The organism is Streptomyces sp. NPDC002680 (assembly GCF_042889145.1).
In the GTDB taxonomy this organism is placed as follows: domain Bacteria; phylum Actinomycetota; class Actinomycetes; order Streptomycetales; family Streptomycetaceae; genus Streptomyces; species Streptomyces adonidis.
The window spans coordinates 680,006-706,729 of sequence record NZ_JBIAQP010000001.1 but is presented as its reverse complement, the minus strand read 5'-3'; the positions used below and the strand labels follow the sequence as shown (position 1 = coordinate 706,729).

At 69.7% G+C, this 26,724-nt stretch carries 29 protein-coding genes and 3 pseudogenes; 18 read left to right on the top strand and 14 right to left on the bottom strand.

Annotation, left to right across the window (positions count from 1 at the left end):
* Nucleotides 1-8 precede the first annotated feature (8 nt).
* The 4 genes from ACFYXF_RS03125 to ACFYXF_RS03110 form a co-directional block, all read right to left on the bottom strand.
* The gene (locus tag ACFYXF_RS03125) at nt 9-770 is read right to left on the bottom strand and encodes an SDR family NAD(P)-dependent oxidoreductase (protein ID WP_389347552.1); all 762 of its coding nucleotides are present in this window, start codon (nt 768-770) and stop codon (nt 9-11) included.
* Nucleotides 771-872: 102 nt separating this feature from the next.
* Nucleotides 873-2,291, bottom strand: coding sequence for an FAD-binding oxidoreductase (locus ACFYXF_RS03120; protein ID WP_389347550.1), 1,419 nt, complete (start codon nt 2,289-2,291; stop codon nt 873-875).
* A gap of 254 nt (nt 2,292-2,545) precedes the next feature.
* Nucleotides 2,546-3,439 carry an NADP-dependent oxidoreductase gene (locus tag ACFYXF_RS03115; protein WP_389347548.1) on the bottom strand — a complete coding sequence of 298 codons (894 nt, stop codon included), beginning with the start codon at nt 3,437-3,439 and terminating at the stop codon, nt 2,546-2,548.
* Between the two features lie 50 nt (nt 3,440-3,489).
* A complete protein-coding gene (locus tag ACFYXF_RS03110) occupies nt 3,490-4,329 on the bottom strand; it encodes an ester cyclase (protein ID WP_389347546.1) in 840 nt (279 codons plus the stop codon).
* A 97-nt stretch (nt 4,330-4,426) separates the two neighbouring features.
* On the opposite strand from ACFYXF_RS03110, the gene ACFYXF_RS03105 reads away from it, so the two are divergent.
* From ACFYXF_RS03105 to ACFYXF_RS03085, 5 genes and pseudogenes are all read left to right on the top strand, one after another.
* Nucleotides 4,427-5,092: a TetR/AcrR family transcriptional regulator gene (locus ACFYXF_RS03105; RefSeq protein ID WP_389347544.1), complete on the top strand. Its 666-nt coding sequence runs from the start codon at nt 4,427-4,429 to the stop codon at nt 5,090-5,092.
* A gap of 67 nt (nt 5,093-5,159) precedes the next feature.
* Complete coding sequence (locus ACFYXF_RS03100) at nt 5,160-6,221, top strand: LLM class flavin-dependent oxidoreductase (RefSeq protein ID WP_389347542.1); 1,062 nt, start codon at nt 5,160-5,162, stop codon at nt 6,219-6,221.
* A 99-nt stretch (nt 6,222-6,320) separates the two neighbouring features.
* Nucleotides 6,321-7,470: pseudogene (locus ACFYXF_RS03095) on the top strand (thiolase family protein).
* 42 nt (nt 7,471-7,512) lie between these two features.
* Nucleotides 7,513-7,845: pseudogene (locus ACFYXF_RS03090) on the top strand (helix-turn-helix domain-containing protein); the annotation flags it as partial.
* A gap of 93 nt (nt 7,846-7,938) precedes the next feature.
* A pseudogene (locus ACFYXF_RS03085) lies at nt 7,939-8,061 on the top strand (hypothetical protein); the annotation flags it as partial.
* A gap of 76 nt (nt 8,062-8,137) precedes the next feature.
* On the opposite strand, the gene ACFYXF_RS03080 reads toward ACFYXF_RS03085, so the two are convergent.
* Nucleotides 8,138-8,767, bottom strand: coding sequence for a TetR/AcrR family transcriptional regulator (locus tag ACFYXF_RS03080; protein ID WP_389347540.1), 630 nt, complete (start codon nt 8,765-8,767; stop codon nt 8,138-8,140).
* A 145-nt stretch (nt 8,768-8,912) separates the two neighbouring features.
* Between ACFYXF_RS03080 and ACFYXF_RS03075 the strand changes: the two genes are divergently transcribed.
* The 3 genes from ACFYXF_RS03075 (at nt 8,913) to ACFYXF_RS03065 (ending at nt 10,610) form a co-directional block, all read left to right on the top strand.
* Nucleotides 8,913-9,662, top strand: coding sequence for an SDR family NAD(P)-dependent oxidoreductase (locus tag ACFYXF_RS03075; RefSeq protein ID WP_389347538.1), 750 nt, complete (start codon nt 8,913-8,915; stop codon nt 9,660-9,662).
* Nucleotides 9,663-9,753: 91 nt separating this feature from the next.
* Nucleotides 9,754-9,942 (top strand): hypothetical protein, encoded by a 189-nt coding sequence (locus ACFYXF_RS03070; RefSeq protein ID WP_389347536.1) that lies wholly within the window; start codon nt 9,754-9,756, stop codon nt 9,940-9,942.
* Nucleotides 9,939-10,610, top strand: a complete 672-nt coding sequence (locus ACFYXF_RS03065; protein WP_389347534.1) for a DsbA family oxidoreductase — start codon at nt 9,939-9,941, stop codon at nt 10,608-10,610. The genes ACFYXF_RS03070 and ACFYXF_RS03065 overlap by 4 nt, the downstream gene beginning before the upstream one ends.
* A gap of 110 nt (nt 10,611-10,720) precedes the next feature.
* Here the strand turns inward: ACFYXF_RS03065 and ACFYXF_RS03060 are convergent, their stop codons facing one another.
* Nucleotides 10,721-11,542: a hypothetical protein gene (locus ACFYXF_RS03060; RefSeq protein WP_389347532.1), complete on the bottom strand. Its 822-nt coding sequence runs from the start codon at nt 11,540-11,542 to the stop codon at nt 10,721-10,723.
* A 281-nt stretch (nt 11,543-11,823) separates the two neighbouring features.
* Nucleotides 11,824-12,474 carry an FMN-dependent NADH-azoreductase gene (locus ACFYXF_RS03055; protein WP_389347530.1) on the bottom strand — a complete coding sequence of 217 codons (651 nt, stop codon included), beginning with the start codon at nt 12,472-12,474 and terminating at the stop codon, nt 11,824-11,826.
* 132 nt (nt 12,475-12,606) lie between these two features.
* Between ACFYXF_RS03055 and ACFYXF_RS03050 the strand changes: the two genes are divergently transcribed.
* Nucleotides 12,607-12,969 carry a winged helix-turn-helix transcriptional regulator gene (locus ACFYXF_RS03050; protein ID WP_389347528.1) on the top strand — a complete coding sequence of 121 codons (363 nt, stop codon included), beginning with the start codon at nt 12,607-12,609 and terminating at the stop codon, nt 12,967-12,969.
* A gap of 79 nt (nt 12,970-13,048) precedes the next feature.
* On the opposite strand, the gene ACFYXF_RS03045 is transcribed toward ACFYXF_RS03050, so the two are convergent.
* Together ACFYXF_RS03045 and ACFYXF_RS03040 are read right to left on the bottom strand one after the other, a co-directional pair.
* Nucleotides 13,049-13,648, bottom strand: a complete 600-nt coding sequence (locus ACFYXF_RS03045; protein ID WP_389347526.1) for a TetR/AcrR family transcriptional regulator — start codon at nt 13,646-13,648, stop codon at nt 13,049-13,051.
* Between the two features lie 146 nt (nt 13,649-13,794).
* The gene (locus ACFYXF_RS03040) at nt 13,795-14,634 is read right to left on the bottom strand and encodes a helix-turn-helix transcriptional regulator (protein WP_389347523.1); all 840 of its coding nucleotides are present in this window, start codon (nt 14,632-14,634) and stop codon (nt 13,795-13,797) included.
* Between the two features lie 143 nt (nt 14,635-14,777).
* On the opposite strand from ACFYXF_RS03040, the gene ACFYXF_RS03035 reads away from it, so the two are divergent.
* Together ACFYXF_RS03035 and ACFYXF_RS03030 are read left to right on the top strand one after the other, a co-directional pair.
* Nucleotides 14,778-15,479: an alpha/beta fold hydrolase gene (locus tag ACFYXF_RS03035; protein WP_389347520.1), complete on the top strand. Its 702-nt coding sequence runs from the start codon at nt 14,778-14,780 to the stop codon at nt 15,477-15,479.
* 1 nt (nt 15,480) lies between these two features.
* Complete coding sequence (locus ACFYXF_RS03030) at nt 15,481-16,341, top strand: alpha/beta hydrolase (RefSeq protein ID WP_389347518.1); 861 nt, start codon at nt 15,481-15,483, stop codon at nt 16,339-16,341.
* Between the two features lie 161 nt (nt 16,342-16,502).
* On the opposite strand, the gene ACFYXF_RS03025 is transcribed toward ACFYXF_RS03030, so the two are convergent.
* Nucleotides 16,503-16,688, bottom strand: coding sequence for a hypothetical protein (locus ACFYXF_RS03025; protein ID WP_389347516.1), 186 nt, complete (start codon nt 16,686-16,688; stop codon nt 16,503-16,505).
* Nucleotides 16,689-16,716: 28 nt separating this feature from the next.
* Here ACFYXF_RS03025 and ACFYXF_RS03020 point away from each other — a divergent pair, with 28 nt between their 5' ends.
* The gene (locus tag ACFYXF_RS03020) at nt 16,717-17,010 is read left to right on the top strand and encodes a CoA-transferase (protein ID WP_389347514.1); all 294 of its coding nucleotides are present in this window, start codon (nt 16,717-16,719) and stop codon (nt 17,008-17,010) included.
* Nucleotides 17,011-17,200: 190 nt separating this feature from the next.
* Here the strand turns inward: ACFYXF_RS03020 and ACFYXF_RS03015 are convergent, their stop codons facing one another.
* Both ACFYXF_RS03015 and ACFYXF_RS03010 read right to left on the bottom strand, forming a co-directional pair.
* Nucleotides 17,201-17,581 (bottom strand): nuclear transport factor 2 family protein, encoded by a 381-nt coding sequence (locus ACFYXF_RS03015; protein WP_389347512.1) that lies wholly within the window; start codon nt 17,579-17,581, stop codon nt 17,201-17,203.
* Between the two features lie 52 nt (nt 17,582-17,633).
* Nucleotides 17,634-18,383 (bottom strand): SDR family oxidoreductase, encoded by a 750-nt coding sequence (locus tag ACFYXF_RS03010; RefSeq protein WP_389347510.1) that lies wholly within the window; start codon nt 18,381-18,383, stop codon nt 17,634-17,636.
* A gap of 277 nt (nt 18,384-18,660) precedes the next feature.
* Here ACFYXF_RS03010 and ACFYXF_RS03005 point away from each other — a divergent pair, with 277 nt between their 5' ends.
* From ACFYXF_RS03005 to ACFYXF_RS02990, 4 genes are all read left to right on the top strand, one after another.
* Complete coding sequence (locus tag ACFYXF_RS03005; protein WP_389347508.1) at nt 18,661-18,969, top strand: 2Fe-2S iron-sulfur cluster-binding protein; 309 nt, start codon at nt 18,661-18,663, stop codon at nt 18,967-18,969.
* Nucleotides 18,970-19,021: 52 nt separating this feature from the next.
* Nucleotides 19,022-19,606 (top strand): VOC family protein, encoded by a 585-nt coding sequence (locus tag ACFYXF_RS03000; RefSeq protein ID WP_389347506.1) that lies wholly within the window; start codon nt 19,022-19,024, stop codon nt 19,604-19,606.
* A gap of 13 nt (nt 19,607-19,619) precedes the next feature.
* Entirely contained in the window at nt 19,620-20,816 is a 1,197-nt protein-coding gene (locus ACFYXF_RS02995; RefSeq protein ID WP_389347504.1) for an NAD(P)/FAD-dependent oxidoreductase, read from the top strand.
* 64 nt (nt 20,817-20,880) lie between these two features.
* Nucleotides 20,881-21,366, top strand: coding sequence for a flavin reductase family protein (locus ACFYXF_RS02990; protein WP_389347502.1), 486 nt, complete (start codon nt 20,881-20,883; stop codon nt 21,364-21,366).
* Between the two features lie 772 nt (nt 21,367-22,138).
* Here the strand turns inward: ACFYXF_RS02990 and ACFYXF_RS02985 are convergent.
* Both ACFYXF_RS02985 and ACFYXF_RS02980 read right to left on the bottom strand, forming a co-directional pair.
* On the bottom strand, nt 22,139-22,654 hold the full coding sequence (locus ACFYXF_RS02985; protein ID WP_389347500.1) for a chromate resistance protein ChrB domain-containing protein: 516 nt from the start codon (nt 22,652-22,654) through the stop codon (nt 22,139-22,141).
* Nucleotides 22,655-22,683: 29 nt separating this feature from the next.
* Entirely contained in the window at nt 22,684-23,679 is a 996-nt protein-coding gene (locus ACFYXF_RS02980; RefSeq protein WP_389347498.1) for a fumarylacetoacetate hydrolase family protein, read from the bottom strand.
* Nucleotides 23,680-23,887: 208 nt separating this feature from the next.
* Here ACFYXF_RS02980 and ACFYXF_RS02975 point away from each other — a divergent pair, with 208 nt between their 5' ends.
* Together ACFYXF_RS02975 and ACFYXF_RS02970 are read left to right on the top strand one after the other, a co-directional pair.
* Complete coding sequence (locus ACFYXF_RS02975) at nt 23,888-24,196, top strand: 2Fe-2S iron-sulfur cluster-binding protein (protein ID WP_389347496.1); 309 nt, start codon at nt 23,888-23,890, stop codon at nt 24,194-24,196.
* Nucleotides 24,197-24,315: 119 nt separating this feature from the next.
* Entirely contained in the window at nt 24,316-26,661 is a 2,346-nt protein-coding gene (locus ACFYXF_RS02970; protein WP_389347494.1) for a pyruvate dehydrogenase, read from the top strand.
* The last annotated feature ends 63 nt before the right edge of the window (nt 26,662-26,724 follow it).

The following is a 26,724-nucleotide window of genomic DNA, read 5'->3' as shown; positions in this document are numbered from 1 at the left end:
CCTGCCGCTCAGTGCATGTCGGTGGGGCGGACCATGATGTCGTTCACGGTGACGCGGCGGGGCCGGGTGACGATGTACTCGATCGCGTCCGCGATGTCCTCGGGCCAGAGCTTCTCCACGTCGGCCAGCCACTGCGCGAAGTGCTCCCGGACGGCCGGCCGCTGGTGGTCGAACAACTCCGTGTCCACGGCGCCGGGTTCGACGAGCGAGACCCGCACGTTGTGCGGAGCGGCCTCCTGGCGCAGGGCTTCGCTGAAGGTGTTCACGCTCATCTTGGTCGCGGCGTAGACGGCCGCGCCGCCGCGAGCCGTCCGGGCGGCGCCCGAGCTGACGTTGACCAGGTCGGCGACCCGGCGAGAACTGCTCTCCGCCGCGCTGATGAGGTGGGGGAGGGCCGCGTGCGAGACGTACAGCAGCCCCATGAGGTTCAGTGAGACCATCCGCTCCCATTCCTCCACGGGAGCCTCGTCGGCAGGGCCGGTGAGCATCACTCCCGCGCAGTTCACCACGGTGTCCAGCCGTCCGAGGTCGCTCATCGTGCGCTCCACCGCGGTGGCCGCCTGCTTGCGGTCGGTGATGTCGGCGTCCAGAACCGTCACGGTGCCTCCCGACGCGCTGATCTCGTCCGCGAGTTCCGTCAGCCGGTTCTTACGGCGCGCCACCAGCGCCACGGCGGCGCCCTGCGCTGCCAGTTGCCGGGCCGCGGCGCGGCCGATGCCGCTGCTCGCGCCGGTGACCATCGCTACGGTGCCGTCCAGTTGCTCAGCCATGTGTTCGGTACTTCCTTCCGGGAAACGCGGGTCGAGGAATCTGCCGAAGAGGGGGGTGGCGTACCGGCCGGGCCCCGCGGGGCCCGGCCGGTACGCCATGGATCACCCGGCGTCGGCCGGAGTGATGTTCTTGTTGAAGCGGAGCAGGTTGCGGGGATCCCACGCCGTCTTGACCTCGGTCAGCCGACGGAACTTCTCCGGGCTGCCGTGGACACCGCGGCGCCACTCCTCACCCTGGTCGTGGGTGAGGTTGGTGTAGCCGTTCGCCAGCGCGTGCGGGCGGACCGCTGCCAGGGTGGCCTCGGCCCACTCCTCGTACTGCGCGTCCTGGTCCGGCGTCTGCCACATGTTGACGGCCTCCCACAGGAAGGCGGCGCCCTCGCGGGAGAAGGCGACGGCGTCCTCGTCGACGTCCTCGGAGATCGCGCCGCCCAGACACCACACGTTGAACGTGGTGCTCGCGGTGGGGTGGCGCGGTACGACGGCGGCACGCTCCAGCAGGACGTCGATGACCTCGCCGGTGAGCGCCGGCAGGTACCCGCCGCGCAGGGTCATCCGTACGCCGTAGGGGGCGATGGCGTCGAGCATCGAGTTGGCCTGCAGCCACGGCATCCGCCCGACCAGATTGGCCACGGGGTGGCCGAGGGCGGCGAGGGGCTCGATCACCTTGTCCGCCGTCTCCGGGTCCCCGCTGTACACCGGGACGAGGACCAGCACCGGCTGTCCGTGCGCCTCCTTGGGCAGGGCCGGCAGCGGGGGTGCGTCGGTGATCGCGATCAGCAGCCCGAGCTCACGGGGCGCGTCCGCCATGTGGCCGGGGATCTTCGCGAGGATCGAGGCGGCCTGGTCCCCGGGGAAGATGATCTGTCCGCTGACGACGTCGGGGCCCAGCGGGTGCGCCTGGAACTCGAACGAGGTGACGACTCCGAAGTTGCCGCCACCACCGCGCAGCGCCCAGAACAGCTCGGGGTTCTCCTTCTCGTCCGCGCGGACCTTGCGGCCGTCGACGGTGACCATCTCGCAGGCCAGCAGATTGTCGACGGTCGCTCCGAAGCGGCGCATGAGGTGCCCGATGCCACCCCCGAGAGTGAGTCCGGCGACGCCCGTGCTGGTGACCGTCCCGGCCGGCACCACGAGACCGTGCTCCTGCGTGGCGGCGTCCAGTTCCCCGAGCAGTACGCCGGGCTGCGCCCGCACGACACGCGTCTCGGGGTCGACGCCGACCGCCCGCATGGCCGACAGGTCGACGACCAGGGCACCGCCGGGCATCGCCAGGCCGTCCGACATGTGGCCGCCACCTCGTACGGCGATCGGGATGTCCCCCGCGGACGCGTACCGCAGGACGGTGACGACGTCGTCCTCGTCCGTGCACCGCGCGATGAGCGCGGGCCCGGAGTCGGCGGCACGGCCGTTGTAGACGGCCCTGGCCTCGTCGTAGCCGTCGTCACCGGGGCGGAAGACGGCGCCACGGAAGTCGGCGGGGAAGTCGAGGTGCTGGTTCGAGGTAGGGGCCGTGGTCATGGATGCCTCCAGGCTGGATCACTTCGAGCTAAGCGGAAATTCAATTTCCGGTTACGGGGCGAGGCTAACGCAGTCATGGACGGTGTTCGTCTTGGGCCCCGGGTCCTCCGCACTCCCGGGCCTGGTGGTCCGGGAGTGCTCGCCATCGCCCCGCATGTCGATGGTGTCAATTATCTAACTGTGGTGTCGAGGGGCGTCAAGGTGGCGGGGACCACGAATTCAACGACGCGTTGACACCGAGTTCGCATGCGCGTTCAAGGCAGCAGCGCCAGACGTCCCCGTACGCCGCCCTCCGCCAGCCGGGCATGCGCCTGCACAGCCGCGTCGAGGGAGAACGTCCCGGCGACCCGGGTGGTGAGGGTCCCCGAGTCGAGCAGCGTCACCAGCTCCGCGAGTCGTGCGCCGTCCGCCGTGACCGACACCGTGGCGGTCCGTATGCCCCGTACCGGAGCCGGTTCGAGCTGCGTGATCACGCCGGTGTAGGCGCCCTCGTCGCGTACCCACTGGAGCGCCTCGGCACCGACGACCGCCGCGTCCAGAACGGCGTCGTGCGGGGTGGCCGCACTCCCGCGCGCGGCGAAACGGGCCGCACCCAGCCCGGTCACGAGTTCCGCGTCGGCCTCGCCCGCGAGAGCGGTCACCTGGATGCCCTGGTCCGCCGCCAACTGCACCGCGTAGCCGCCCACGGCGCCGGCCGCGCCCGTGACCAGCAGGGTCTGCCCGGGGCGGAGGTCCAGCAGGTCGAGGGCCTGGACGGCGGTCAGGGCGTTCAGCGGCAGGGTGGACGCGTGCACCGCGTCCACCGTCTTCGGTGCGGCCGCGACCGCTGCCGAGTCCACGACCACGTACTCGGCGTGTGTGCCAGGGGTCGTCTTGAGCACGCCGTGATGGAGTGCGACCACCGCGGTACCCACCGCCCAGTCGCTCCCCGGACCGGTCGCGTCGATCGTCCCTGCCGCGTCCCAGCCCAGGCCGAGCCGCCCGCCTCCGCCGCCGACCGCACCGGAGCGGACCATCGCGTCCACCGGGTTGAGGGCCGCGGCGGCGACCTTGATCCGTACCTGTCCGGCAGCCGGCTCGGGTACTTCCGTCTCCACGATCCGCACGGCCTCGGGTCCACCGAATGCCGTCACGACAGCAGCGCGCATGTGTTTTCTCCTCTTGGGTGTTCGGGTGTGTGGGGTTTGTCCGGGTGCCGTCACTGGAGCCCGCCGAGAACTGTCGCCTGGTCGTACAGGCCCCAGTGCTCGGCGAACCTGCCGTCCTCGATGCGGCGGACCCGGATCTCCGTGAAGCGGACCTTCTTGCCGGCGGCCGGGATGCCGAAGAAGTCGGCCCCCGTGTGGGTGCCGACCGTCTCGAAGTGCAGAACCAGCCGGTCTCCGTCGACGACGGTGTTGACGGGGGTGAGGGTGGCGTCGGGGAACGCGGCGAAGAAGGCTCCTACGACCTCCCGGTACCACTCGATCCCGACGTCGCCCTGCGGTTCGTGGGAGACGAAGTCCGGCGCGTGCAGGGCGACGAGTTCGTCGAGGTCGTGGGCGTTGGCGAGGCGGTAGTGCTCGTCGGCGAGACGGCGCAGTTCCTCGTCCGTGGTCCGAGTGGTGGCGGTGCTGCCGGTCCCGGCCGGTGCTCCGTCGGTGAGCTGCTGGAGGAATCCCGTGAAATCGAGGTCCGCCCAGTGCTCCACGATCCGGCCGTCCGCGACCCGGTCGACGGCCGTCCCGGTGAGGAAGGCGGTCTTCCCCGAGGCGGGTATGCCGGAGAACTCCCCGGTGTGCGTCCCGCCGAGACGGTAGCGGGTGGCGACCTTGGACTCCTCGGCGACCTGGTCGAGCACGGTGAACGTGAAGTCCTCGAACGCGGGGAAGAGGGTCTTGTCGACGGTCAGCCATGCCGCGCGGTCGAAGGTGCCACCCATCACGTGGTTGACCAGACCGGTGGAGACGTACTTCTCGAAACTCGCGTCGAGGTCCCGGTCGTTGTAGCTCTCGTAGAACGAACGGGCGGTGTCCTTGGTGCTCCGGCTGTCGGTCATGGGGTCCCTTTCGGAGTCGACCGGCTAAGTGACGCATGTGCGCCACTTGGTCAACCGGGCATCCGGGATCCCTATTCCGGCCCCGTACGATCAGGTCATGAGTGAGTCCGGACTGCGTGCGGATGCCGAGCGGAACCGGCAACTGATCCTTGCGGCCGCGCGGGAGCTGTTCGCGAGCGAGGGTGTCGGCGTCTCGATGCGGCAGATCGCGCTGCGGGCCGGGGTCGGCGAACCCACCCTGCGCCGACGGTTCCCGTCGAAGGGCGCGCTGCTGGCGGAGACCTTCCAGGACCGGGCCACCGCGTACGCCGACCTCGCCGAGCAGGCGTTGGACGACCCCGATCCCTGGCACGGGTTCGTGACGTTCGTCGAACAGGTCGCCGGCATGCAGCTCGCCGACCGAGGCTTCACCGAGGTGCTCACCATGAGCTTCCCCGAGTCCATCCGGTTCGCGAAGGAACGACGGCGCGCCTACGCGGCGTTCCAGCAGGTCATCGCCCGTGCACAGGCAGCGGGCCGGCTGCGTGAGGACTTCGTCCCCGAGGATCTGATCATGCTGCTCCTGGCCCACGCGGGCGTGGTCGCGGGCGGCGGCGGGCAGGCCGGCCGGTTCTCCGCCCGGCTCATCGCCTACCTCGTACACGCCGTCAAGGCGACCGAGGAGGTGGAACCGCTGCCCCCCGCGCCCACGGCTGCCGAAACCTACGGGGAACTGCGCCGGCTGAGCCGTGCGGCCGGGTCCGCGCAAGGCCGATCGAGCTAAGTGGAATACATGCGCCACTTATGCGGTTCTCTCCGCCGTGAACCCATGGGGAGAGGACTGATACGGCATGGAGATCGGCGCATTCACCTTCGCGGACGTCGCCATCGGACCAGGTGTCGACGCCGCACGGCGCGTTCCGGAGCTGATCGAGGAGATCGTCCTGGCCGACCAGGTCGGCCTTGATGTGTTCGGCATCGGTGAGCATCACCGCGCCGGCTTCGCCGCGCCCGCACCCGCGGTGATCCTGGCCGCCGCCGCGGCCCGCACCCGGAACATCCGGCTGACCAGCGCTGTGACCGTCCTCAGCTCGGACGACCCTGTGCGTGTGTTCGAGCAGTTCACGGCCGCAGACCTGGTGTCCCGGGGGCGCGTCGAGATCATGGCGGGACGAGGGGCCCTGTTGGACTCGTTCCGGCTGTTCGGCCAGGACGTACAGGACTACGACGCGCTCTTCGCGGAGAAGCTCGACCTCCTGCTCGCGCTGCGCTCCGGCAAGCCGGTCACCTGGTCGGGCAGGTTCCGCGCTCCGCTGGTCGACGAGCTGATCCTGCCCAGGCCCGTCCAGGATCCGCTGCCGGTGTGGCTCGGGGTCGGCGGCAACCCGGGCTCGGTCGTCCGGGCCGGCCGGCTGGGTCTGCCGATGGCGCTGGCCATGCTGGGCGGTCACCCCGCTCGGTTCGCCCCGCTGCTGGATCTGCACCGTCAGGCGCTGGAGCAGTCCGGCCACGCCCCGCAGCCGTCCGCCGTCACGCTGCACGGCTTCGTCGCCAGGACCTCCCAGGGGGCCGCCGACACCTACTATCCGGCGGACGCGGAACTGTTCGCGTCGGTCCTCGGTGAGCGTGGAGTGCCACGGATGACCCGCGCCGAGTTCGACGAGAAGGCCGGCCCGCTGGGTGTCTACGCCGTGGGATCGCCGCAGCAGGTCATCGAAAAGCTTCTGCTGCACCACGAACTCTTCGGTCATCAGCGCACCCTGATCCAGCTCGCGGTGGGTTCCCTGCCGCATCTCGAACTGATGCGGGCCATCGAACTCCTCGGGACGGAGGTCGCCCCCGTGGTGCGGGCCGAGGTCCGGCGCCGGAGGGCCGCCCAAGCTGACTCCACTCTCGGGGGACGCGAAATTTGACGTGATCGATAATTAAGTGACCATAGTGTTGATGGTGGTGGCGTGGCGGGGTTAGCGTCTCTTCACACAGCGTTTGAACCAGGTGAAAGGTGGCACGCCATGCCCCGTGACGCAGTGGTCGTGGAAGCGGTGCGAACGCCGATCGGGAAGCGCAAAGGCGCGTACGCGGACGTCCATCCGGTGGACCTGTCGGCGCATGTGCTCGACGCGCTCGCCCACCGCTCCGGCCTCGACCCGGCGTTGGTGGACGACGTCGTGTGGGGCGTCGTCGAGCAGGTCGATGAGCAGGCGTTCAATCTGGGCCGGAGCGCCGTACTGGCGGCCGACTGGCCGGAGTCGGTCCCGGCCGTCACGTTGGACCGGCAGTGCGGATCGTCGCAGCAGGCGGTGCACTTCGCCGCTGCGGGAGTGATCTCGGGTCAGTACGACATCGCCGTGGCCGGCGGTGTCGAGTCGATGACGCGGGTGCCGATGGGGACCGCCTCCGGCGGAGACCTCGAGAAGCCGATGGGCCCGATGGCTGCCTCCCGGTATGCCGGGCAGCGGATCCACCAGGGTCTCGGCGCCGAGTTGATCGCCGAGAAGTGGGGGCTGTCGCGGCAGCAGTTGGACGAGTACGCGGCCATCTCCCACGCGAGGGCGGCGGCGGCCATCGACTCCGGAGCCCTGGACAAGCAGTACACCCTCGTACCGGGGACCGGGCTGACCGCCGACGAGGGCGTCCGGCGCGGGACGAGCGTGGAGAGCCTGTCGAAGCTGAAGCCGGTCTTCAAGGAGGACGGCGTCGTCCACGCGGGGAACGCGTCGCAGATGTCCGACGGCTCCGGCGCCCTGCTGATCATGACGTCCGAGCGGGCCCCGGGAGCTGGGGATGAAGCCCCTGGTGCGGCTGCACACGTTCGCGCTGGCCGGGGACGACCCGGTCATGGTCCTGACCGCGCCCATCCCGGCGACCGCCAAGGCCCTGGCGCGGTCCGGGCTGTCGATCGGCGACATCGGGGCGTTCGAATGCAACGAGGCGTTCTCCCCGGTCGTCCTGGCGTGGCTGGCCGAGACCGGTGCCGACCCGGCGCGGGTGAACCCGCTCGGCGGCGCGATAGCCGTCGGCCACCCCCTCGGCGGCTCGGGCGCGATCCTGATGACCCGGCTGATCCACCACATGGTGGACAACAAGATCCGCTACGGACTGCAGACCATGTGCGAGGGCGGCGGGCTGGCCAACGCCACCATCCTGGAACTGATCGCCTGAACACGGCCGTTCCCCCGAGGGGGACGGTCGAGGTATGTGTCCATGGGGCGACCCGAAAGGCCGGTGGACCCGGACGCCGGTCCCGTACAGCGGCTCGCCCATGAGCTCCGGGAGCTGAGGCGGACCGCCGGAAGCCCGTCCTACCGCGCCATGGCCAAGGCGGCGGCCTTCTCGGCGACAACGCTGTCGCAGGCCGCGGCCGGTGAGAGGCTGCCGTCCTTCGACGTCGTCCAGGGGTACGTACGGGCCTGCGGGGGCGATCCGGGGGAGTGGGAGACCCGGTGGAAGGCGGCGGAGGCGGTGGCCGCCGGGACGGCCAGCGAGGACGACGCCGACGCGGTACCGCCGTACCGGGGGCTCGCGCGGTTCGAGCCTCCGGGGCCAGGAGCGACAGGGGAGGGAGTCCCTTGACCAAGGACGAGGAGTTCAGGCGCGGCATGGAGCTGCGCCAGGCGAGCGCTCGGCCGGCCCACCGAGACGCGCAATCACATGAAGGGTGCACTCGCGAACGGTGTGTCGGACGTGGAGCTGCGGGAGATATGCCTGCACGCACTGCTGTACGCGGCATCCCGGCGACCGGCGAGGCCCTGAGAGTTCTTGAGGGCGTACTGGAGAGCGAGGGCGGGCCTGCGCAATGGGCGGGCGCGGGCGCTCGTGGCCGGACCCCTCAGGGTGTGCCGGTGAGGTTGCCCATCACCTGGTACATCTGCTGCGAGGTCAGCGGGCCGGTGGGGAGCGGGTGGGCCGCCTCGGTGTGCAGGCCGTCGAGCATGAAGGCGGCGCTGCGGCGCCAGGCGTCGGGGGCGGTGTCCTTGGCGGCACGGGCCAGCAGGGCGTTGGTGCCGAAGACGAACAGCAGGTCCTCGCGGGTGAAGTCGGAGCGCAGGGCGCCGGCCTGCTGGGCGCGTTCGATGATGCGCGCGGTGGCGGCGTAGGAGCGTTCGCAGACGGTCATCAGGCGCTCGGCGCCCGGGTAGCGGCCGGCGACCACGTCACCGATCGCGGGGTCGGTGGCCTGCAGCTCGCAGAGTGTCTCGATGTAGTACGCGAATCCGGCCCAGGCGTCCTCGTACGCCAGAGCCTGCTCGGCGGCCTCGTCGAGGCGGGCCGCCGCCAGGTCGGCCACCACCTCGTCGATGAGCGCCTCGCGGGTGCCGAAGAGGTTGTAGAGGGTGCCGTGGCTCACGCCGGCGCGGCGGGCGATCTCCTTCAGGGGCGCCTGGAGGCCGCGTTCGCGGAAGAGTTCGGCGGCTGCCGTGCGCAGCTTCTCCGCGTTGCGTTGCGCGTCGGCCCGCATTCGGCGTTCCTCCTGGTCGTGTGTCCGGACTCCATGGTCCCATTCCCTCACCCAGTCAACTTGACCTCGGGGTCAACTTCCATGTTACCGTCTGAAATGAAGTTGACCTCTGGGTCAAGATGCCTCTGCCGCAAGGAGTCGCGCCATGTCCAAGGTGATCGCCGTCTTCGGCGCCGGTACCGGCCTCGGCGCGTCCGTCGCCCGGCGCTTCGGCCGTGAGGGCTTCCGCGTCGCCCTGGTCGCCCGCCGCAAGGAACCGCTGGACACCCTTGTCGCACAGCTTGCCGACGAGGGCATCGAGGCCGCCGCCTTCCCCGCCGACCTGTCCGACACCGCCGCGGTCCCGGCCCTCGTCGATGCCATTCGTGACCGCTTCGGCCGCATCGATGTCGTCGAGTACGCCCCGATCGCCGCCGACATGACATTCACCCCGGCCACCGACCTGGACGCGGCCACCCTGGAGTCGCTGGCCCGGCTGTACCTGCTCACCCCGGTGGAGGTGTTCCACTCGGTGCTGCCGGAGATGATCGAGCGCGGTGACGGCGCCGTCCTGATGGGCACCGGCTACTCCGCGGTCCAGCCGATGCCCAACGCGAGCGGTGTCGGCCCGGCGATGGCCGGAGCCCGCAACTACCTCTACTCCCTCAACACCGAACTGGCCGACAAGGGCGTCTACGCCGGCACGCTCTCCGTCGCCGCCCTGATCGCCAACAGCGCCGCCGCCGTGGCCGTCGAGGCCCGGACAGGGGCCCCGGTCGGGACCGAGCCCATCACCATGCCCAACGGTTTCGAAATCCCCGTGGTCGACCCGGACGACCTCGCCGAGCACTACTGGAACCTGTACACGAAGCGCGACCGCGTCGAGCAGATCCACCCGGAGCCCGTGGCCCCGTAGACCGGCACCACCGCGTAGCCGCGGGGCGACGCCCACCTCTCGTCCGACCCCGCTTTCCCCCCGTACGGCACCGACGGCACACGCCCACGTGATGACGATTGGACTCCTGATGCCCAACCCCCTTCTGCACAACGGCACGGCGGGCCCGGCCGTCGAAACCGCGTCCGACGAACCGGATGCGACGAACGAGGACCGTCCGGGGACGGATGCCGCCCCGCTGCTCACGACTCTCGGCTCGGACAGCGCGGGCGTCTGCGTGGACGGGGTGTGTGTCCTGTGAGCACACCGACCGACACGCTGCGCATCGACATCTGGTCGGACGTCGTCTGCCCGTGGTGCTACATCGGCAAGCGGCGCCTGGAATCGGCGCTCGACCGCTTCGAGCACGCCGACGCGGTCGAGATCCACTGGCACAGCTTCCAGCTCGACCCCGCCCACCCCAAGGGCCATCGCCGGCCGGTGTTCGAGACGCTGGCGCAGAAGGTCGGCGCACCGATCGCCCAGGTGCGGACGATGACCCGGCAGATCACCGAACTCGCCGCCGCCGAAGGGCTGACGTACGACCTGGAGCGGGCCGTCTCGGTCAACACGATCGACGCCCACCGCCTCAGCCACCTGGCCGCAGCCCACGGACTGGGCGACCGGATGCACGAGCGGCTCCTGCGCGCCCACTTGGTTGAGGGCGAGATCGTCGACGACCCCGACACGCTGGTGCGGCTCGGCGTCGAGGTCGGCGTACCCGAGGACGAGATCCGGCGGACGCTGGACAGCGACGAGTACGAGGACGCCGTACAGGCCGACTTCGCCGAGGCCCGCGGTTACGGGGCGACAGGCGTGCCGTTCTTCGTCATCAATCGGGCCTACGGTCTCTCCGGCGCCCAGCCGGTCGACACCTTCCTCTCCGCCCTGCGCACCGCCCACGCGGACACCGCCCGGGCGACCAGCTGAGCCGAACCGAATCGAATCGGCCGGGGGACGAGAACGGCTGGAGGGCCGCGCACATGCTGTGCGCGGCCCTCCAGTGCTTCGGAAACCCGGTACTTCAGTGATTCGGTGTGTCAGGACTTCTTGAGCTTGTACGCCTTCTTGACCGTCAGCTCGAAGGACGAGGCGCGGTCTGTTCCCTTGTCGCGCCGGCTGACGTAGCCGTGCCCGTTGCGGTCGATCTGTGCGGCGGGCAGCGTGGCGAGGTCCGGGTGCGTGATGAGTGCCCGGTTCTTGACGACCGGCACCGTCTCCCAGGTCGTACCGCCGTCGAAGGACGCCTCGACGGTCAGCGCGCGCAGCTTGCCGCGTGCCCGGCTGCCGGTGCGCTGGATGTCGAACGGGACGGCGACGACCTGGTTGTGCTCGGCGCGCGACCACTCGTCGACCGGCGGTTCGAAGCGCACGGTGGTCAGGGGCAGCGCGGCCGTCCCGCCCTCGGCGACCGGGCCGGACCTGAAGGTCCAGACGGCGTCCATCTCGGGGGCCGTGCTCCACTTCGGCTTGCCGTTCCACGTCAGACGGGCGACGCGGGCCCTGAGTGTGTACGTACCGGTGTCGGCCGGGACCGTCCAGGCCGCGAGTGCGGTGTTGCGCGGGGACTCCGCCGCGCCGTTCCTGCTCTTCGCGATCTCCTTGCCGTCCCGGCTGAGAGCGTAGGAGTAGTCGGCAGTGAAGTCCTCGGTCCGGAACAGGTGCCGTCTGTCTGTGTCGCCGCCCAGCGGCAGATCGTTGGAGGCGGTGTAGAACTCCGTACGTGTGCTCGGCGAGGGCACGTTGACGCGACGGCCGCCGAGCGGGATGCCCTTGAGGGTCGCCGCGGCCAGCTTCGACCTCAGCGGGAAGTGCAACTCGTCGAACGTGTCGACGACGTCGCTGCCGCGGCCCCGCCCCACTACGAGTTCGCGATCGCGGAGGCGGCGCGGGCAGGGACCCCCTGGGGGCGGTGCACGTGACGGCCGTGTTCGTCGCCGCTCTGGGGCTGGCCCTGTGGGGCAGGGCCGGATTCCTGGGTGTTCTCACGGCGTACGACGGGACGGTCGGCGCGATCGTGAACGCTCGGTCGCCCGGTCTCTGGCCGACCCTTCCCCGCCCGTCGGCATGCAACCGGGGCCCCTCGAAGGGGGCCCCGGTCCGCAGGGTGATCCAGGAGCGTCACCCTGGGCGTCGCAGGGGGTCAGGCAGCCTTGAGGGCCGCGTGCTTGCCCTTGCTGGTCGCGTCCTCGAGGGCCTTGGCCTTGGACGCTTCGGCGAGCGGGATCAGCTCGGCCATGGCCGGGTTGGAGTGCGCCAGCGTGAGCTCGGGGACGATGAAGTCGACCTCCACGCCCATCATCGTGGTGAGGACCCCCTCCAGGTAGTTCTGGACGTACTCGAGGGGCTCGCGGGGGGTGCCGGGGGCGTAGGAGCCGCCGCGGCTCGCCACGACGTACACCGGGGTGCCCTTGACCGCGGACTCCTCGACGAGCGCGGTACGGCCCACGAGTATCACCTGGTCGATCCAGGCCTTCAGCGTGGAGGGAATCGAGAAGTTGTACATCGGGGCGCCGATGAGCACGGCGTCCGCGCTCTCCAGCTCCTCGATCAGCTCGAGCTGCTTCGCGAACGCGGCCGCCTGCTCCGGGGTGTGGTCGGCGGGGGGCGTGAAGTCCGCGGAGGCGGTGAGCGTGTCCAGGTGCGGGATCGGGTCGGCGTTGAGGTCCCGGTAGATCACCGTGCCGTCGGGGTGCTGTGCCTCCCATGCCTGACGGAAGGCGGCTGTGACCTCGCGGGAGGCGGAGTTCTGCTCCGGCCACAGGGCCGAGTCCAGGTGCAGCAGCGTTGCCATGAGGGGTCTCCAAAGAAAGCGGTGTGCGACAGGGACGCCAGGAAGAGACGGGCTGTCATTCCGTGCGTTCCTATTGATAACATAGGAGCTTACTTTTTCTCACCCCATCTGGTCTCGCAGTAGACTGCCGACATGACTGAGCCGGTCCCGGAGCCCTGCAAGACGGTCGACGGCGCGATCACGCGCGTCTTCGCACTGCTCGGAAAACGCTGGACCGGCCCGATCGTGGCCGTCCTGATGGAGCACCCGGTGCACTTCGCCGATCTGCACCGCGCCATCCCGGGCATCAGCGAGCGCATGCTCTCGGACCGGCTGACCGAGCTGAGCGCGGCGAAGCTGGTCGTGCGTGAGGTGGACGAGGGGCCGCCGCTGCGTGTCTCCTATCGCTTGACGGAGGCCGGCGGGGCGCTTGAGCCGGCTCTCAGAGAACTGGCCGCCTGGGCGGAGAGGCATCTCCCCGAGGTGGATCGGAGCGCAGCCCCGGCCGCCTGCTGAGCAACCGCCGCACGGGTGGGACAGCTCTCCGGCTCGCGGAGTCGGCGGACAGGTTCCCGACGATTCGGATCTTCAGGATTCACACTCCGTCGGCTCGGACCGTCCGCCGCACCAGGTCCACCCAGGTGGCCTGGAGGCGTGCGGTGGAGATCTCGCATCCGACGTGCAGGTAGTCCGTCGTCTCGAAGTTCGCGAAGGCGAGCAGGGCGTGGGCGAGCATGTCGTGGTCCCCGTCGACTCCGGTCTCTCGCAGGAGAGTTGCGACGTGCTGGTGGAACGCACGGCCGGTGTCGGAGGCGTGCCGACGCTCGTGGAGCACCTGGCGTCCCAGTGTGGCGCCCAGGTCCGTGTCGGCGGCGATGCGCTCGATCAGCGCACAGCCGAACGCCTCCAGCCGATCCCTCGCGGGCGCGCCCGGGCCCAGCGGCGGAGGGCCCTGTCTGTACGCCTTCCGGAACTCGGCCTCCGCCTCACCGAGGAGGGCGAGCAGGAGTCCGTCACGGTCGCCGAACCGGCGGAAGAGCGTGCCCTTCCCTACCCCGGCCGCCTCCGCGACCTCGTGCATCGTCACGTGCTCGGCCCCACGCTCGGCCACCAGCCCGGCCGCCGCCTTCAGCAGCCGGGCCCGGTTGCGGGTGGCATCGGCCCGCTCGGCGGCCGGGTCGTCGGGTGCGTTCATCAGGGTGTTCCTGTCATTTCATTGCCGGTGCGCAGGCCGAAGCGGGGGGCGTTCGTGCGGCGCTCGACGGTGTCCGGCCCGGAGCGGCACGGGTGAGCGTGGCCGGTCGTCGACGCTGACGACACGGGCCGCGCCAGGGACTCGGCTCAGGTGGTGAGCTGCTGGTGCCCTATGACGGAGAGGAGTTCCAGCTTGCTGTGGCTCTCCGTGCCGGGGCGGGTGGTGAGGACGACGAGGGTCTGGGCGCGGTTGTCGGTGAAGAGGGCCTGGCCGTCGACGTCGATGCGGCCGAGCTGGGGGTGGAGGATGGTCTTGCTCTCGTCGTAGCGCTGGGCGACTTGCTGGAGTTCCCACGCGCGGACGAACTCGGGGCTGTGTTCCTGGAGTTCGGCGAGGATCCGGGCGGCGCGGGGGGTGTCGCTGCCGGCGGTCAGCGCGACGCGCAGGCGGGCGGCCTGGGTGCGGCCGTGGTGTTCGTGGTCTTCCTCGGGGTAGACGAGGCGTTCGTCGGGGTCCATGAACCAGCGGTAGTAGGCGCTGCGGGCCAGGCCGGTGTGGCGGGTCTGGTCGCCGAGCAGGGCGAGGGCGAGCGGGTTCATGGCGAGGGTGTCGGCCATGTCGGTCAGGACCAGGGCGGGGGAGTCGTCCAGGCGGTCCAGGACTCGCATCAGGGTCGGGCTGACGTGCTCGGAGCGCTGGAAGCGGGCCGGGGCGTTGTGCCCGATGAGGCCGAAGAGGTGGTCGCGTTCGTCCAGGGTCAGCCGCAGTGCCCGGGCAAGGGCAGTGGCGATCTGGAGGGAGGGCTGCGGGGCGCGCTGCTGTTCCAGGCGGGCGTAGTAGTCGGTGGACATCCCGGCGAGCTGGGCGACCTCCTCGCGGCGCAGGCCCTGGGTACGCCGGCGGGGACCCTCGGTCATGCCGACATCGCGGGGGCGCAGCGCCTCGCGCCGGTGGCGGAGGAATTCGGCCAGTTCCTTTTTGTCCATGTCGTCATTCTGGCCGTATCCCGTCGGGCTATCCAGAGATCGCCAGTCCCTGGATGAGCGGTCCTCTCCCGCCCGGGCGGGGGCGCTCGTACGGTCGGCACGGGGGCGAACCCCCTCTCCCTCCGGCGAACGGATCAACAAGAATGACCATTTTCAGCGATCACACCATTGAGCTTTCGAAAATGAATTTCCATTATCGCGAGGCGGGTGATCGGGATGCGCCGCCGGTAGTTCTGCTGCACGGTCTCATGTATGACGCGCGGGACTGGGACGAGATCGCCGATTTCCTCGCCGGGCATTATCGCGTCCTGGCCCTCACACAGCGCGGACACGGCGAAAGTGCATGGCCGGGCGAATACTCCTTCGAGCTGGGGTGCGGCGATCTCGAAGCGTTCACCGATGCGCTTTCCGTGGACCGCTTCACGCTGATCGGGCATTCGATGGGCGCACGGGTCGGATGTGTTTTCGCGGAGAAGTGGCCCGAGCGGATCGAGCGGATGGTCTGGGAGGACACCGCTCCCATCGACGTGGACTTCCCGGAGGGCTCCGGGGAGGTTCCTGGTGGGGTGTCCATCGACTTCGTCGCGGCCACCTCACTCGTACAGCAGATCCACAACCCTGATCCGTCCTGGTGGAACGACCTGTCCAAGATCACCGCTCCGACGCTCGTCATCGGCGGAGGGTCCACCAGCTACACGCCCCAGGAAGGGCTGGCCGAGGCTGCCCGGCTCCTCCCCGCGGGCCGCCTGGAGACGATCGAGGGTGCCGGGCACATGGTTCACCGGACTTTCCCAAAGGAATACAAGGAGATTCTGCGTAATTTCCTCCTGGAGAACGGCGAATAGAATGCCCGCGCACAACATCACACTCGACCTGGGGGACACCCGGATCACTGGCATGGAGGAACCGGGTCGCCGTCCTGGAATGCCATTGCTGGTCTGTCTTCCCGGGGGCGGTTACAACGCGTCGTACTTCGACGTGGCCGGGTATTCGCTGTTCGACGCCGCGCGGCGTGAGGGATTTCCCCTGGTGGCCCTCGACCGGCCGGGCTATGGCGGCAGCACCGCCCTGACGGGGGAGATCTCGTTCTGCCGGAATGCCCAGGTGCTCCAGGGGGCCATCGCCGAACTCTGGCACCGGGGACTCCCGGACATCCCCGGGATCGTCCTCGTCGGACACTCGATCGGCGGGGCGGTCGCGCTGCATGTGGCGGCCGGTGACCCTGCCTGGCCGCTCCTCGGTGTCTCCGTCAGCGGGATCCACCATGAGACGCAGCGGTCGAACGACGGGTTGAGGTCCCAGCCGCCGGCCACCAGGATCGAGTTCAGCCGTGAGCACCTCCTGCGATTCATGTACGGGCCTGAGGGCACGTACGACCCGGGTGTGCTCGACATCGCGAAGCACGCCGAATCACCTGTTCCGCTGGCGGAGCTGGTGGAGGTGGCGGGCGACTGGTGCGCGGATTTCGCGGGGGTCGCCGCGAGGGTCGAGGTGCCCGTCCATTACGGGCTGGCTGAGCATGATGGGTTCTGGCCCAGCAGCGACGAATCGGTCGCCGCCTTCGGGAAGGCCTTCACCGCCGCACCCTCGGTCACTGCCCGGCGCATCCTGGGCGGTGGGCACAACATCGATCACCACTACGCCGGCGCGGCCTTCCACAGGGAACAGCTCGACTTCGCGAAGGGGCTGATCGCCCCCGCTCCGTAGTGACTGCCGGGAGCGGGCATCGTGTCGGCGTCTCGCGGGGCGGTGTCTCTGCGTCGACGAGCACCGTGCTCGGCTGCCGAAGGGCGGCCGAGCACGGTGGGGGTGGAGTCCTGGTCGATACGACGAGCGGATGCGGAGCGGACGGAGCGCGGCGGAGCGGCTCAGGCGAGCGAGACCCAGACGCTCTTGGTCTCCGTGGAGAGGTCGATGGCGCCGCGTCCGCCGATCCGCCACAGGACGCGGGCGCGCTGGGCCGGTGTGAGGCCGGCCCACTCCGGGCTGTGCAGGGCCGAACGCGCGGCGGCCACCCCGCGTCGGCATCGGCGCCGGCCACCCCGCGTCGGCATCGGCGCCGGCCGCCTCGGAGCAGCGCGCGTGCGGTTGCCCGGTCGCGGGGTCCAGGGTGTCGAACTCCACACCACCCGGGACGGCGACCCCAAGATCGTCCAGGAGTGCTCGTTGCCGTTGACCGGCCGCGCGGTCGTCGACCGGATCATCGCCGACCTGGCCGTCATCGACGTCACCGACGACGGTCTCGTCCTGCGCGAACTCGCGCCCGGCGTGACGTTCGAGCAGGTGCGGCGGGCGACCGTACCGCTCCTGACGCCCGCTCATCGGGTCGGCCTGTCGGACCCGGGGCAGGTCATGGAGGCCAGGGCCGGGGCGTAAGCCCCCGTCGCCCGCATCCCGCTGTGCTCCAGGCATGGGCTGCGGACGGCGCCGCCCCACCAGCGCTGCGCGGTCAGCAGCGCTGGTGGGGCGGCGTGCGCTGGCCAAGGCCATCGTCGTACGTGCCGTTGGCCTGCGCGCGGAAGGAGCCAGGGCCCCGGATCGGGGCGGCAGCAGACCACCCTGATGATCAGTCGCTCAGGCGTATGGCCCGCTTGGAAATGCGCCAGCCGTCGGCGGTGTGCCGGAGCTCGTCCGTGTACACGGCGCTGATGACGGTGCCGCCGTCCACGACGCCCAGGCCCTTGGACAGGACACGCGCCTCGTCGCCCGGGCCCTCCGACACGACGATGTTCGTCGTGTGATGGGCTCGCGCGTGCCCCTCGGCACCCAGGACGGCGGTGACCGCTTCCAGTCCGACGGCCGGTTCGAGGCCGAAGGCCCTTGCGTCCCACACCGCGTCCTCGGTGAGAACCTCGCCGAGGCGGTCCAGCTCGTGGTCGTCCATGATGTGACCCCACAGGGCCAGCACCCGGGCTATTTCGACGGTGTCCTCGTTCGTGGGCTTCACGTCGCCGCTCCCCCTCTGTGCCCTCTGCGCCCTCTGTGCTTCATGAACAGGATCAGACGCCACTGAGCATGGCGAGAGCCTGGTCGTACGCGCCGTTGGCCTCCGCGTAACGGACGAACTTGGCGCGCTCGACGACGAGTTCCTTGGCGTCGGGCTGCTCGCGCAGCAGGCCGAGGGTCTCGTCGAGGAACTCGTCCAGCGGCATGGCGTTCGGGGAGTCCTGCTGGCCGAGCAGGGTCGTGCGCACGCCGGGCGGGGCCGACTCGATGACCTGGACGCCGGCGCCGGCTCCGTCGAGCTGGACGCGCAGGCTCTCGGAGAAGGAGCGCAGGGCGGCCTTGGTGGCGTTGTAGGTGGGGGTGATCGGCAGCGGGACGAAGGCCAGCGCGGAGGTGACGTTCAAGATGGCCGCGCCGTCCTTGCCGACCAGGAGGGGGAGGAAGGCGTACGTCACCCGGATCGAGCCGAGCAGGTTGACCGTGATGTGGTCCTCGGCGATCTGAAGGTCGGCCGGGTCGAGGATGTTCTCCCGCAGCATGATGCCGGCGTTGTTGACCAGGACGTTCAGCTCGGGGTAAGTCGCCGCCACGGTCTCACGGGCCTGGGCGATCGAGTCGGGGTCGGCGACGTCGAGGACGAGTCCGTCGATGCCCGGGTGCTCGGCCACGATCTCGTCGAGGAGTTCCTTGCGCCGACCGGCGACGATCACCTTGTTGCCCTCCTCGTGCAGGCGCACGGCGAGTCCGCGGCCGATGCCCGAGGTGCCGCCGGTGATCAGGATCGTGTTGCCGGTCATCTTCATGGGGGGTCTCTCCTTCGCTATGGCGGGCCGGTGAGCGCCCGCACTCTCGACCGTAGGAGCGCCTCCGCGAGAGCGGGAGAGGAAGGTTTATCCATGGATCAACGGTCCCTGTCTGGGGAGGGCTGGCCCTGCGCCGCGCGGGGCATGGCCAGCGGAGAGGCGTCCGAACTCAATTCGGGTCCACCATCTTGACGGCTCTCAACGTCTACGTAAGATAGTTGACGGGCGTGACGGCAATCTGGATGTGGAGCACGCCCGCCGCCCGAGGAGCCGCCAAATGATCATTGTTCATGACCGCAATGACGTCCGTCATGATCTCGAACCCCACGACAAGAAGGCCCTTCTGCTCCAGCTCAGGACGCTGAAGGTCGGGATCATCGGTCTGTGCAACGGCAACGCCGCCTGCGGGACATGCCATGTCTACGTGGAGAAGGAGTGGCTGGACCGGTTGCCGGACCCGGACGAGTACGAGGCGGAGATGCTCGAAGAGGTCGCCGAGCGCCGGGAGAACTCCCGGCTCTCCTGCCAGATCGAGTACGGCCCCGAACTCGACGGACTCGAAATGACGGTCGCGCCCCGCAGCTGACCGGTTCGTAGCACCAAGCACACCGCACCACATTCACAAGGGAGTGAAGACAATGGCGGAGATCGAGCCGAAGATCACCAAGAGCTACCGCACGAAGACCCCACTGCTCGACATCAAGATGATTTCCCACGGCACACTGTCGGTCGTCAACATCCAGGAGTCCCGCCGCTTCTACGAGGAGGTCCTGGGCCTGGAAGTGATTCAGCACGCTCCGGTGGGCCTGATGATCCGGCTGGGCAGCGCGCACTCCTACGTCGTCATCGAGGACGGACAGAAGAGTCCCATGCGCCTCGTGGACCACAACGGCCTGGACGTACGCACCAACGACGCCGTCAACGACGCCTACCAGAAGCTGCTGAGCGTCAAGGACGAGTACGCCCTGGGGCGCATCTCCAAGCCCCAGGATCAGCACGGCGCGTACTCGTTCTACTTCCAGGACATGGACGGCAACTGGTGGGAGATCCTCGCGGAAGCCGGCGGCCCCGACAGCAACGACGGATACTCCATCGCCTTCAACGACCCCCACCGTGACATGACCGGAGCGGACGACATCGACCCCGAACTCATGGAACACGTCCTCGACAACGAGTTCGTGGCTGAGCTCACCGCGAAGCGCGCCCAGTCCGGCAAGAGCTGAGGGCAGCGCGGACATGCTGAGCAACATCGTCGTGGTCGGCGGCAGCGTCGGCGGCGTGCAGGCGCTGGAGACACTGCGCGCCGCCGGCTACGACGGTCGGCTGACCCTCGTCGGCGCCGACCCGGAACTCCCCTACAACCCGACGCCGTTGTCGAAGGAACTCCTCATCGGCGAGATGGACGAGGACGAGGTCCGCCTCATCAGCGAGGAGGAACTCGCGGACCTCCAGGTGGACCTGCGTCTGGGGACCCCCGCGCAGTCCCTCGACGTGACGTCGCGCAAGCTGCACGTGGGCACGTCGACTCTTCCCTACGACGGGCTGATCATCGCCACCGGATCCCAGGCCGTACGCCCGCGAGGCTGGTTCGACCTCGACGGAGTGCACACCCTGCGCACGCTCGACGACGCCCGGCGCATCAAGGAGGCCATGAGCACGGGCAGTCCGTCCGTGGTGGTGGTCGGAGCCGGCTTCATCGGCTGCGAGATCGCCGCGGCCGCACGTCACTTCGGCCTGGACGTCACCCTCGTCGAAGCCGCGCCCTCCGCACTCCAGCGGGCGGTGCGCCCGGACCTGGCAGAACCCGTCGTCCGCCTCCACCGCGCCAACGGCGTACGGGTGACCTGCGGGGTCGGGGTGGCCAGGCTCCTGGGCACCGACCGGGTCGACAAGGTCGAACTGACGGACGGCACCGTGCTGGACGCGGATCTCGTGGTCGTCGGGATCGGCGCGGTCCCGGCGACCGGCTGGCTGGCCGACTCGGGGCTGACCGTCGACGACGGCGTCGTCACCGACGCCACACTGCGGACCTCCGCCGCGGGTGTGTACGCCGTCGGGGACGCGGCCCGGTGGCCGCGCCCGGGAACCGACGAGACCATCCGGGTCGAGCACTGGACCAATGCCCGGGAACAGGCGAGACGGGCGGCGCTGAACCTGCTCGACCCAGGAGCCGCAGAGGCGTACACCGGGGTGCCCTACGTGTGGTCCGACCAGTTCGGCCGGCGTATTCAACTCGCCGGAACGGCCCGCGCGGAGCATGTCCACTTCCTCGACGGGGGCCCGGAGGAAGAGAGCTATCTGGCTGTGCTCGGAAACGGCGACACGGTCGTGGGCGCGGTGGGATTCGGAGGCAACCCCCGGCAGTTCAACAAGGCCCGACGCCTGGTCGCAGGCGGTGCCTCCTGGCCGGAGACAGTAGGCCGGGATGCATGATCAACAGCGCTTGCACCCTTACTTGCACGAGGACCGCATGTCACTGGCGAACACCGTTCCGCACATGGGCGGAGACATAGATCCGAGGAAGTTCCGCAATGTCCTCGGCCAGTTCTGCACCGGCCTGACCGTCGTGACGTCGATGACCGGCGACGCACCCACGGGATTCACCTGTCAGTCCTTCTCGTCCCTGTCCCTGGATCCGCCGCTGGTCGTCCTCTGCCCGTCGAAGTCGTCGACCACCTGGCCGCGGATCAGGAACAGCGGACGTTTCTGCGTCAACATCCTCGCGGATCACCACGAGACGCTCAGCGACAAGTTCGCCGTGTCCGGCGGCGACAAGTTCACCGACACCGAGTTCGGCTCCTCGCCGAACGGATCCCCGCTGCTCCCGGACGCGTTGGCGTGGCTCGACTGCAGCCTCCACGCCGAGTACGACGGCGGGGACCACTCGATCGTCGTCGGCAGGGTCCACGCCCTCGACGCCGTCTCGGACTCGCGTCCACTGCTCTTCCATCGCGGCCGGTACGCCCGTACCGCCGAACAGTGAAACCCGTCTCGCGCACCGCCGCCGGCCGTGTTCGCGGGACAGTCGCTGATCGCCCTGGGCGGTCCACGCCACCGACGGCGGCGGCCCGATCCGCAGGCAGAGCCACGGCCCGCCTGCGGGAGGGCCCTCGGGCCCGCCGTCTTCCCTGTCTCCCCGCGCTCCCACGGCGAGGGGACGATGACCGGCTGCGCGCAGACCATGGCGGACGCCACTCGATCAGCGTCTCGTTCGAGGTGCTGATCGACTCGGACATGGGGACGCCGTACATGTTCTACGGGCTCGGCAACACATGTCGGCCGCGGCCATGGGGTTCGCGGCGGCGACCGGCGGCAGCGGACCGTCGGCGACCGGTACCCGGCGGGTGGTCAGAGGCTTGCCCTTGGCCGCGGAGACGTCGGCGGATGTGGTTGCGCAGCACGGGTGTGTGCGGATGCATCACCGAGTGGTAGACGAAGCGCGGCACACCGGCGGCCACGGCCGCCAGCGGCGTTCCCGGCCAGCACGTCCTCAAAGGGGTGCAGCGACGGGGGGATCACATGCACGGCCTGCGCGCCGACGAACGGCTCGCGCAGCTGCGCCGGGTCGGCGCGGACCACGGTCGCTCCCGTGGCCCCGCAGCGGTTGCTCACCCGCGTCGCTGTGGCTGAGCGCGAGGACCTCGACGTCGCGCGACTGCAGGGCTGCGATCAGGTTCCGGCCGCCGCTCCGGCGGCCCCTGCGATCACGATGCTCATCGGAAGACCTTTCGCAGGGTGGACTGTTCGACAAGTCGTCAATCTCTGTCCGGCCATGCTGATCGCAGCTCGGCGATCCGGTCCCAGAACGTCGCCACTCCGGTCCGGGGATCGCGGTGCCGGCCCCAGAAGTAGGCGTAGAGGGCGTCGTAGATCTCCATCGAATGCTCCAGCTTCCGCTGGTCGTCGGGGTGCCGCAGCATGATCCCCTCGGCGAGCACGAGCAGGCCGAATCCGAGTGAGACGGACTCCTGCGACAGGTGTCCGAGATCGCCTCCCAGGATCTGGTGGACGCCGGCGCGGACCCCGTCGGCGATGTCGAGCAGTACCGGGTCCGTCAGTTCGTAGCGGGCGAGGAGCTTGTCGAAGGTGGTGCCGTCCTCGTCGTGCATCCCGATCTCCGCGCCCGGCATGGCGAAGGAGACGGCGTCGGTGGGCCAGGGCCCGTCGGGGTCGATGAACACGAACTCGGCCTCGGGATCGATGAAACGGAGGATGAGCCAGGGTGAGGCAACCCGGTCGAGATGGACGTCGGCTCTTGTGACCCAGCGCATGTGTCTCTTCTCAGGTCCGCGGAATTCGGTCAGCCCTTAAGCGCCACGCGGTTGCGCAGCGTCCCGGCACCCTCGATCAGGACCTCGACGAGGTCCCCGTCCTTCAGGTACGGGCCGTCGAGGCCCTGTTCCATCGCGGTGCCGCCCGGGGTTCCGGAGAGGATCATGTCGCCGCCGGCGAGGGGCGCGTACTCCGAGATATGGGCCGCGGTGGTCCCGAAGGAGTACTGCATGCCGGAGGTCGAACCGTCCTGGCGTACCTCGCCGTTGACCTTGCACATGATCCCGAGGCCGTCCTCGGGGATCGGCTCGTCCACCACCATGAACGGACCGCAGCTGTTGCCGGTGCGGAAGTTCTTGGTGAGCGACCACGTCAGCGGGCCGTGGTCGGTCTTCGACAGGCCGAGCGCGGCGTCCCTGATGCTGAAGTCGTTCCAGGCGGTGAAGCCCCAGACGTCGATCCGGTCGCTGCCGGGCTCGTGTTCACCGCCGCCGAGCACGACGCCCACCTCGGCCTCGTAGTCGAGCTTCCGGGTGCCGGGCGGCGGGGTGACCACCGCGTCCTGGCCGACGACGGTGCCGGGGATGACGTAGAACCCCCACGGCGGAACGCCACCCGCGGCCCCCTGCCGCACCGATTCCGGGAGCTCCATGGCTCCGCCGCCGTCCATCCCGGAGACGTGCAGGGGGAAGTTGCCGCCGAGGGCGAAGATACGGACGCCCGGGTCGGGCAGGGGCGGATCCAATCGCACCCCGGTCAACGGCTGGACGGCCGAGGGCGAGTGCTGTCCGCTCCCCACGACATCCACCAGAACACGCAGGTGGTCGCGGACTTCCTGCCACCGCTCGATCAGCGGAAGCCAGCTTCCGCCGCCCTGGGGGAAGTACGGCTCCAGGGTCTCCACCAGTGTTCGCTCGCGGCGGCGGAGCTCATCCAGGCCGCGCGCGATGTCCACGACGACCTCGCCGCCCGCGGGGCCGACCACCAGGCCGGTGCCCGCGCCATGGATGCGCACAAGCTTCATGACGTTCTCTTCCCTGTTGAGGAACAAGCCCGATTTGCCTTACCCGCTGCATCGACGAGTGTGATGGTTATTGGACGTGGATGTCAACGATCGAAGATCGACCACCTTGTCACCCTTGACGAGTGTCGACGCTAACGTAGGATAGTTGACATATGTGATGGTCAAATCTTGCTGTGCTGCCCGCAGCGTGCGCGCCAGGAGTCGCCAAATGATCATTGTTCATGACCGCAAAGCCGTCCGTCATGAGTTCGACGTCCCCGAGGGCAAGGCCCTCATGCTTCAGCTCCGGCCGAAGAAGATCGGGATCATCGGTCTGTGCAACGGCAATGCCGCCTGCGGGACGTGTCACGTCTACGTGGAGAAGGAGTGGCTGGACCGGTTGCCGGACCCGGACGAGTACGAGGCGGAGATGCTCGAAGAGGTCGCGGAGCGCCGGGAGAACTCCCGACTGGCCTGTCAGATCGAGTACCAGGCCGAACTCGACGGTCTCGAAATGACGGTCGCCCACCGCAGCTGATCGTCCGCCGGACACCCGGCGGAGCGTGTGCGGCCGGTCCCTCCTGCGTGTCCCGTGTTCATTGAAAACCGACCGCGGCGCTGTTCACACCTGTCGCCGGGGAGTCAGAGAGGCAAGTCATGGTCGTTGGTGTCGCTTCGGCGGGTCCGGAGATACGGGACGATTCCCGGCGGGAGCTGCTACGGGTTCTCGGCAGCGTCGAGCAGCGTGTGCTGTGGCTCGCCACCGCGATCGTCGATCACGCGAACCGGGTGCGGCCCAACCCCTCCGGGCTGAAGGTCGGCGGTCATCAGGCGTCGAGCGCGTCGATGACCTCCATCATGACGGCCCTGTGGTTCCACGAACTCACCCGGGACGACCGGGTGTCGGTCAAGCCGCACGCCTCTCCCGTGCTGCACGCCATCAACTACCTGCTCGGGGAGCTGGACCCGTCGTACCTCACCGAACTGCGGTCCTTCGGCGGTCTGCAGAGCTACCCCAGCCGCTCCAAGGACCCCGATCCGGTCGACTACTCGACGGGGTCGGTGGGCATCGGGGCGACCGCGCCGGTCTGGGGAGCCCTTGCCCGCCGCTACGTCGAGGGGCGGTTCGGCGGTGCCGGAGCCGGCCGGCAGTACTCGCTGCTGGGTGACGCGGAACTGGACGAGGGCGCGATCTGGGAGGCCGTGCAGGATCCGACCGTGACCGGTCTCGGCGAGATCGTCTGGGTCGTCGACCTCAACCGGCAGTCCCTGGACCGAGTGGTGCCCGGCCCGGCGGCGGAGCGGGTGCGCGGCATGTTCACCGCGGCCGGCTGGCAGGTGCTGACCCTCAAGTACGGCCAGCTCCTGGAGGAACTGTTCGCCCGTCCCGGCGGCGACGAACTGCGGCTGCGCCTGGACGTCATGGAGAACCCCGAGTACCAGCGGCTGCTGCGCTGCACCCCGCAGCAGCTGCGCGACCGGCTGCCCGGTACCGGGTCGGGTTCGGAGCCCATCGCCCGGCTGATCGCGGAGGTCGACGACGACACCCTGCACAGCGCGGTCCGCAACCTCGGCGGCCACGACCTCGGGGCCCTGCTGGACGCGTACGACGAGATCGACGACTCCCGGCCGACAGTGATCTTCGCCTACACCGTCAAGGGGCACGGTCTGCCGACCGAGGGGCATCCGCAGAACCACTCCTCCCTCCTGACGGGGGACCAGATGACGGAGCTGGCGACCCGCCTGGGCGAGGATCTCGACGCCCCCTGGCACGACTTCGCCGACGGTACGGCGGAGGCGGCGCTGTGCGCAGAGGCGGCGGAGCGGCTGCGCAGGCCGCGCCCCGAGGCGCTGGAACCGCCCGCGATCCCCGCCGACCTCGGCCGAGCCGCCCCCGGAGGCGTCGGCAACACCCAACAGGCCCTCGGGCGCGTGCTGTTGGACCTGACCCGCAAGGCCCCGGACGCGGCAGGCCGGATCGTGACGGTCAGCCCGGACGTCAGTTCGTCCACCAACCTGGGCGGCTGGCTCAACAAGGTCGGGGTCTGGTCGCCGGCCGAGCGCACCGACTGGTTCGCCGACGACGCCGAGACCATCCTGCACTGGCGGGAGAAGCCGACCGGCCAGCACGTGGAACTGGGAATCGCGGAGACGAACCTGGTCGGGGTGCTCGGCGAGCTGGGCGCCACCTGGAGCCGCTGGGGACAGCCCCTGCTGCCCATCGGGGTGGTCTACGACCCGTTCGTCAACCGGGCCCTGGAACCCTGGTCGTTCGGCATCTACGCCGGCGGCCAGTCCATCCTGGTCGGTACCCCCTCCGGCGTCACCCTCGCCTCGGAAGGCGGCGCCCACCAGTCGATCACCACTCCGTCGCTGGGCATCGAGCAGCCCGGATGTGTGTCGTACGAGCCCGCGTTCGGCATCGACACGGAGTGGTGTCTGCTGGCGTCGCTGTCCAACCTCGGCAAGCCCGACGGCAGTTCGGCGTATCTACGGCTGTCCACCCGGCCGGTGGACCAGAGTCTGGCCGCCGTGCCGGCCGACCCCGCGGCCAGGGAGCGTCGGCGGCGCCAGACGGTCGCCGGGGCCTATGTGATCCGCCGGGCCGAGACGCCCACCGTCACCATCGCCGTCATGGGCGCCATGGTCCCCGAGGCCCTGGCCGCCGCCGACCGCCTCGCCGGACTCGGCCACGCGGCCGACGTGATCTGCGTGACCAGCCCAGACCTCCTCTTCCGCGCCCTGCAGGCTCGCCGGGGGCAGGGCGACGCCCCCGGCTGGATCCTCGACCAGGTGTTCCCGGCGGAGCGGGCCGCGCCCCTGGTGACGCTGGTCGACGGCCACCCGCACACCCTGGCCTTCCTCGCCACGGTGAACAACGTGGCGTTGGCCACGCTCGGCGTGAGCCGGTTCGGCCAGTCCGGAGCGCTGGACGACGTGTACCGCTATCACGGCATCGACACGGACAGCGTCGTACGGGCCGCCCTCGACCTCGTCGACTGAGGCTGCCCGAGCAGCGCTGCTTTGGAACTACCGCCGGCCGAGCCCTGTCCTGCCCCGACAATC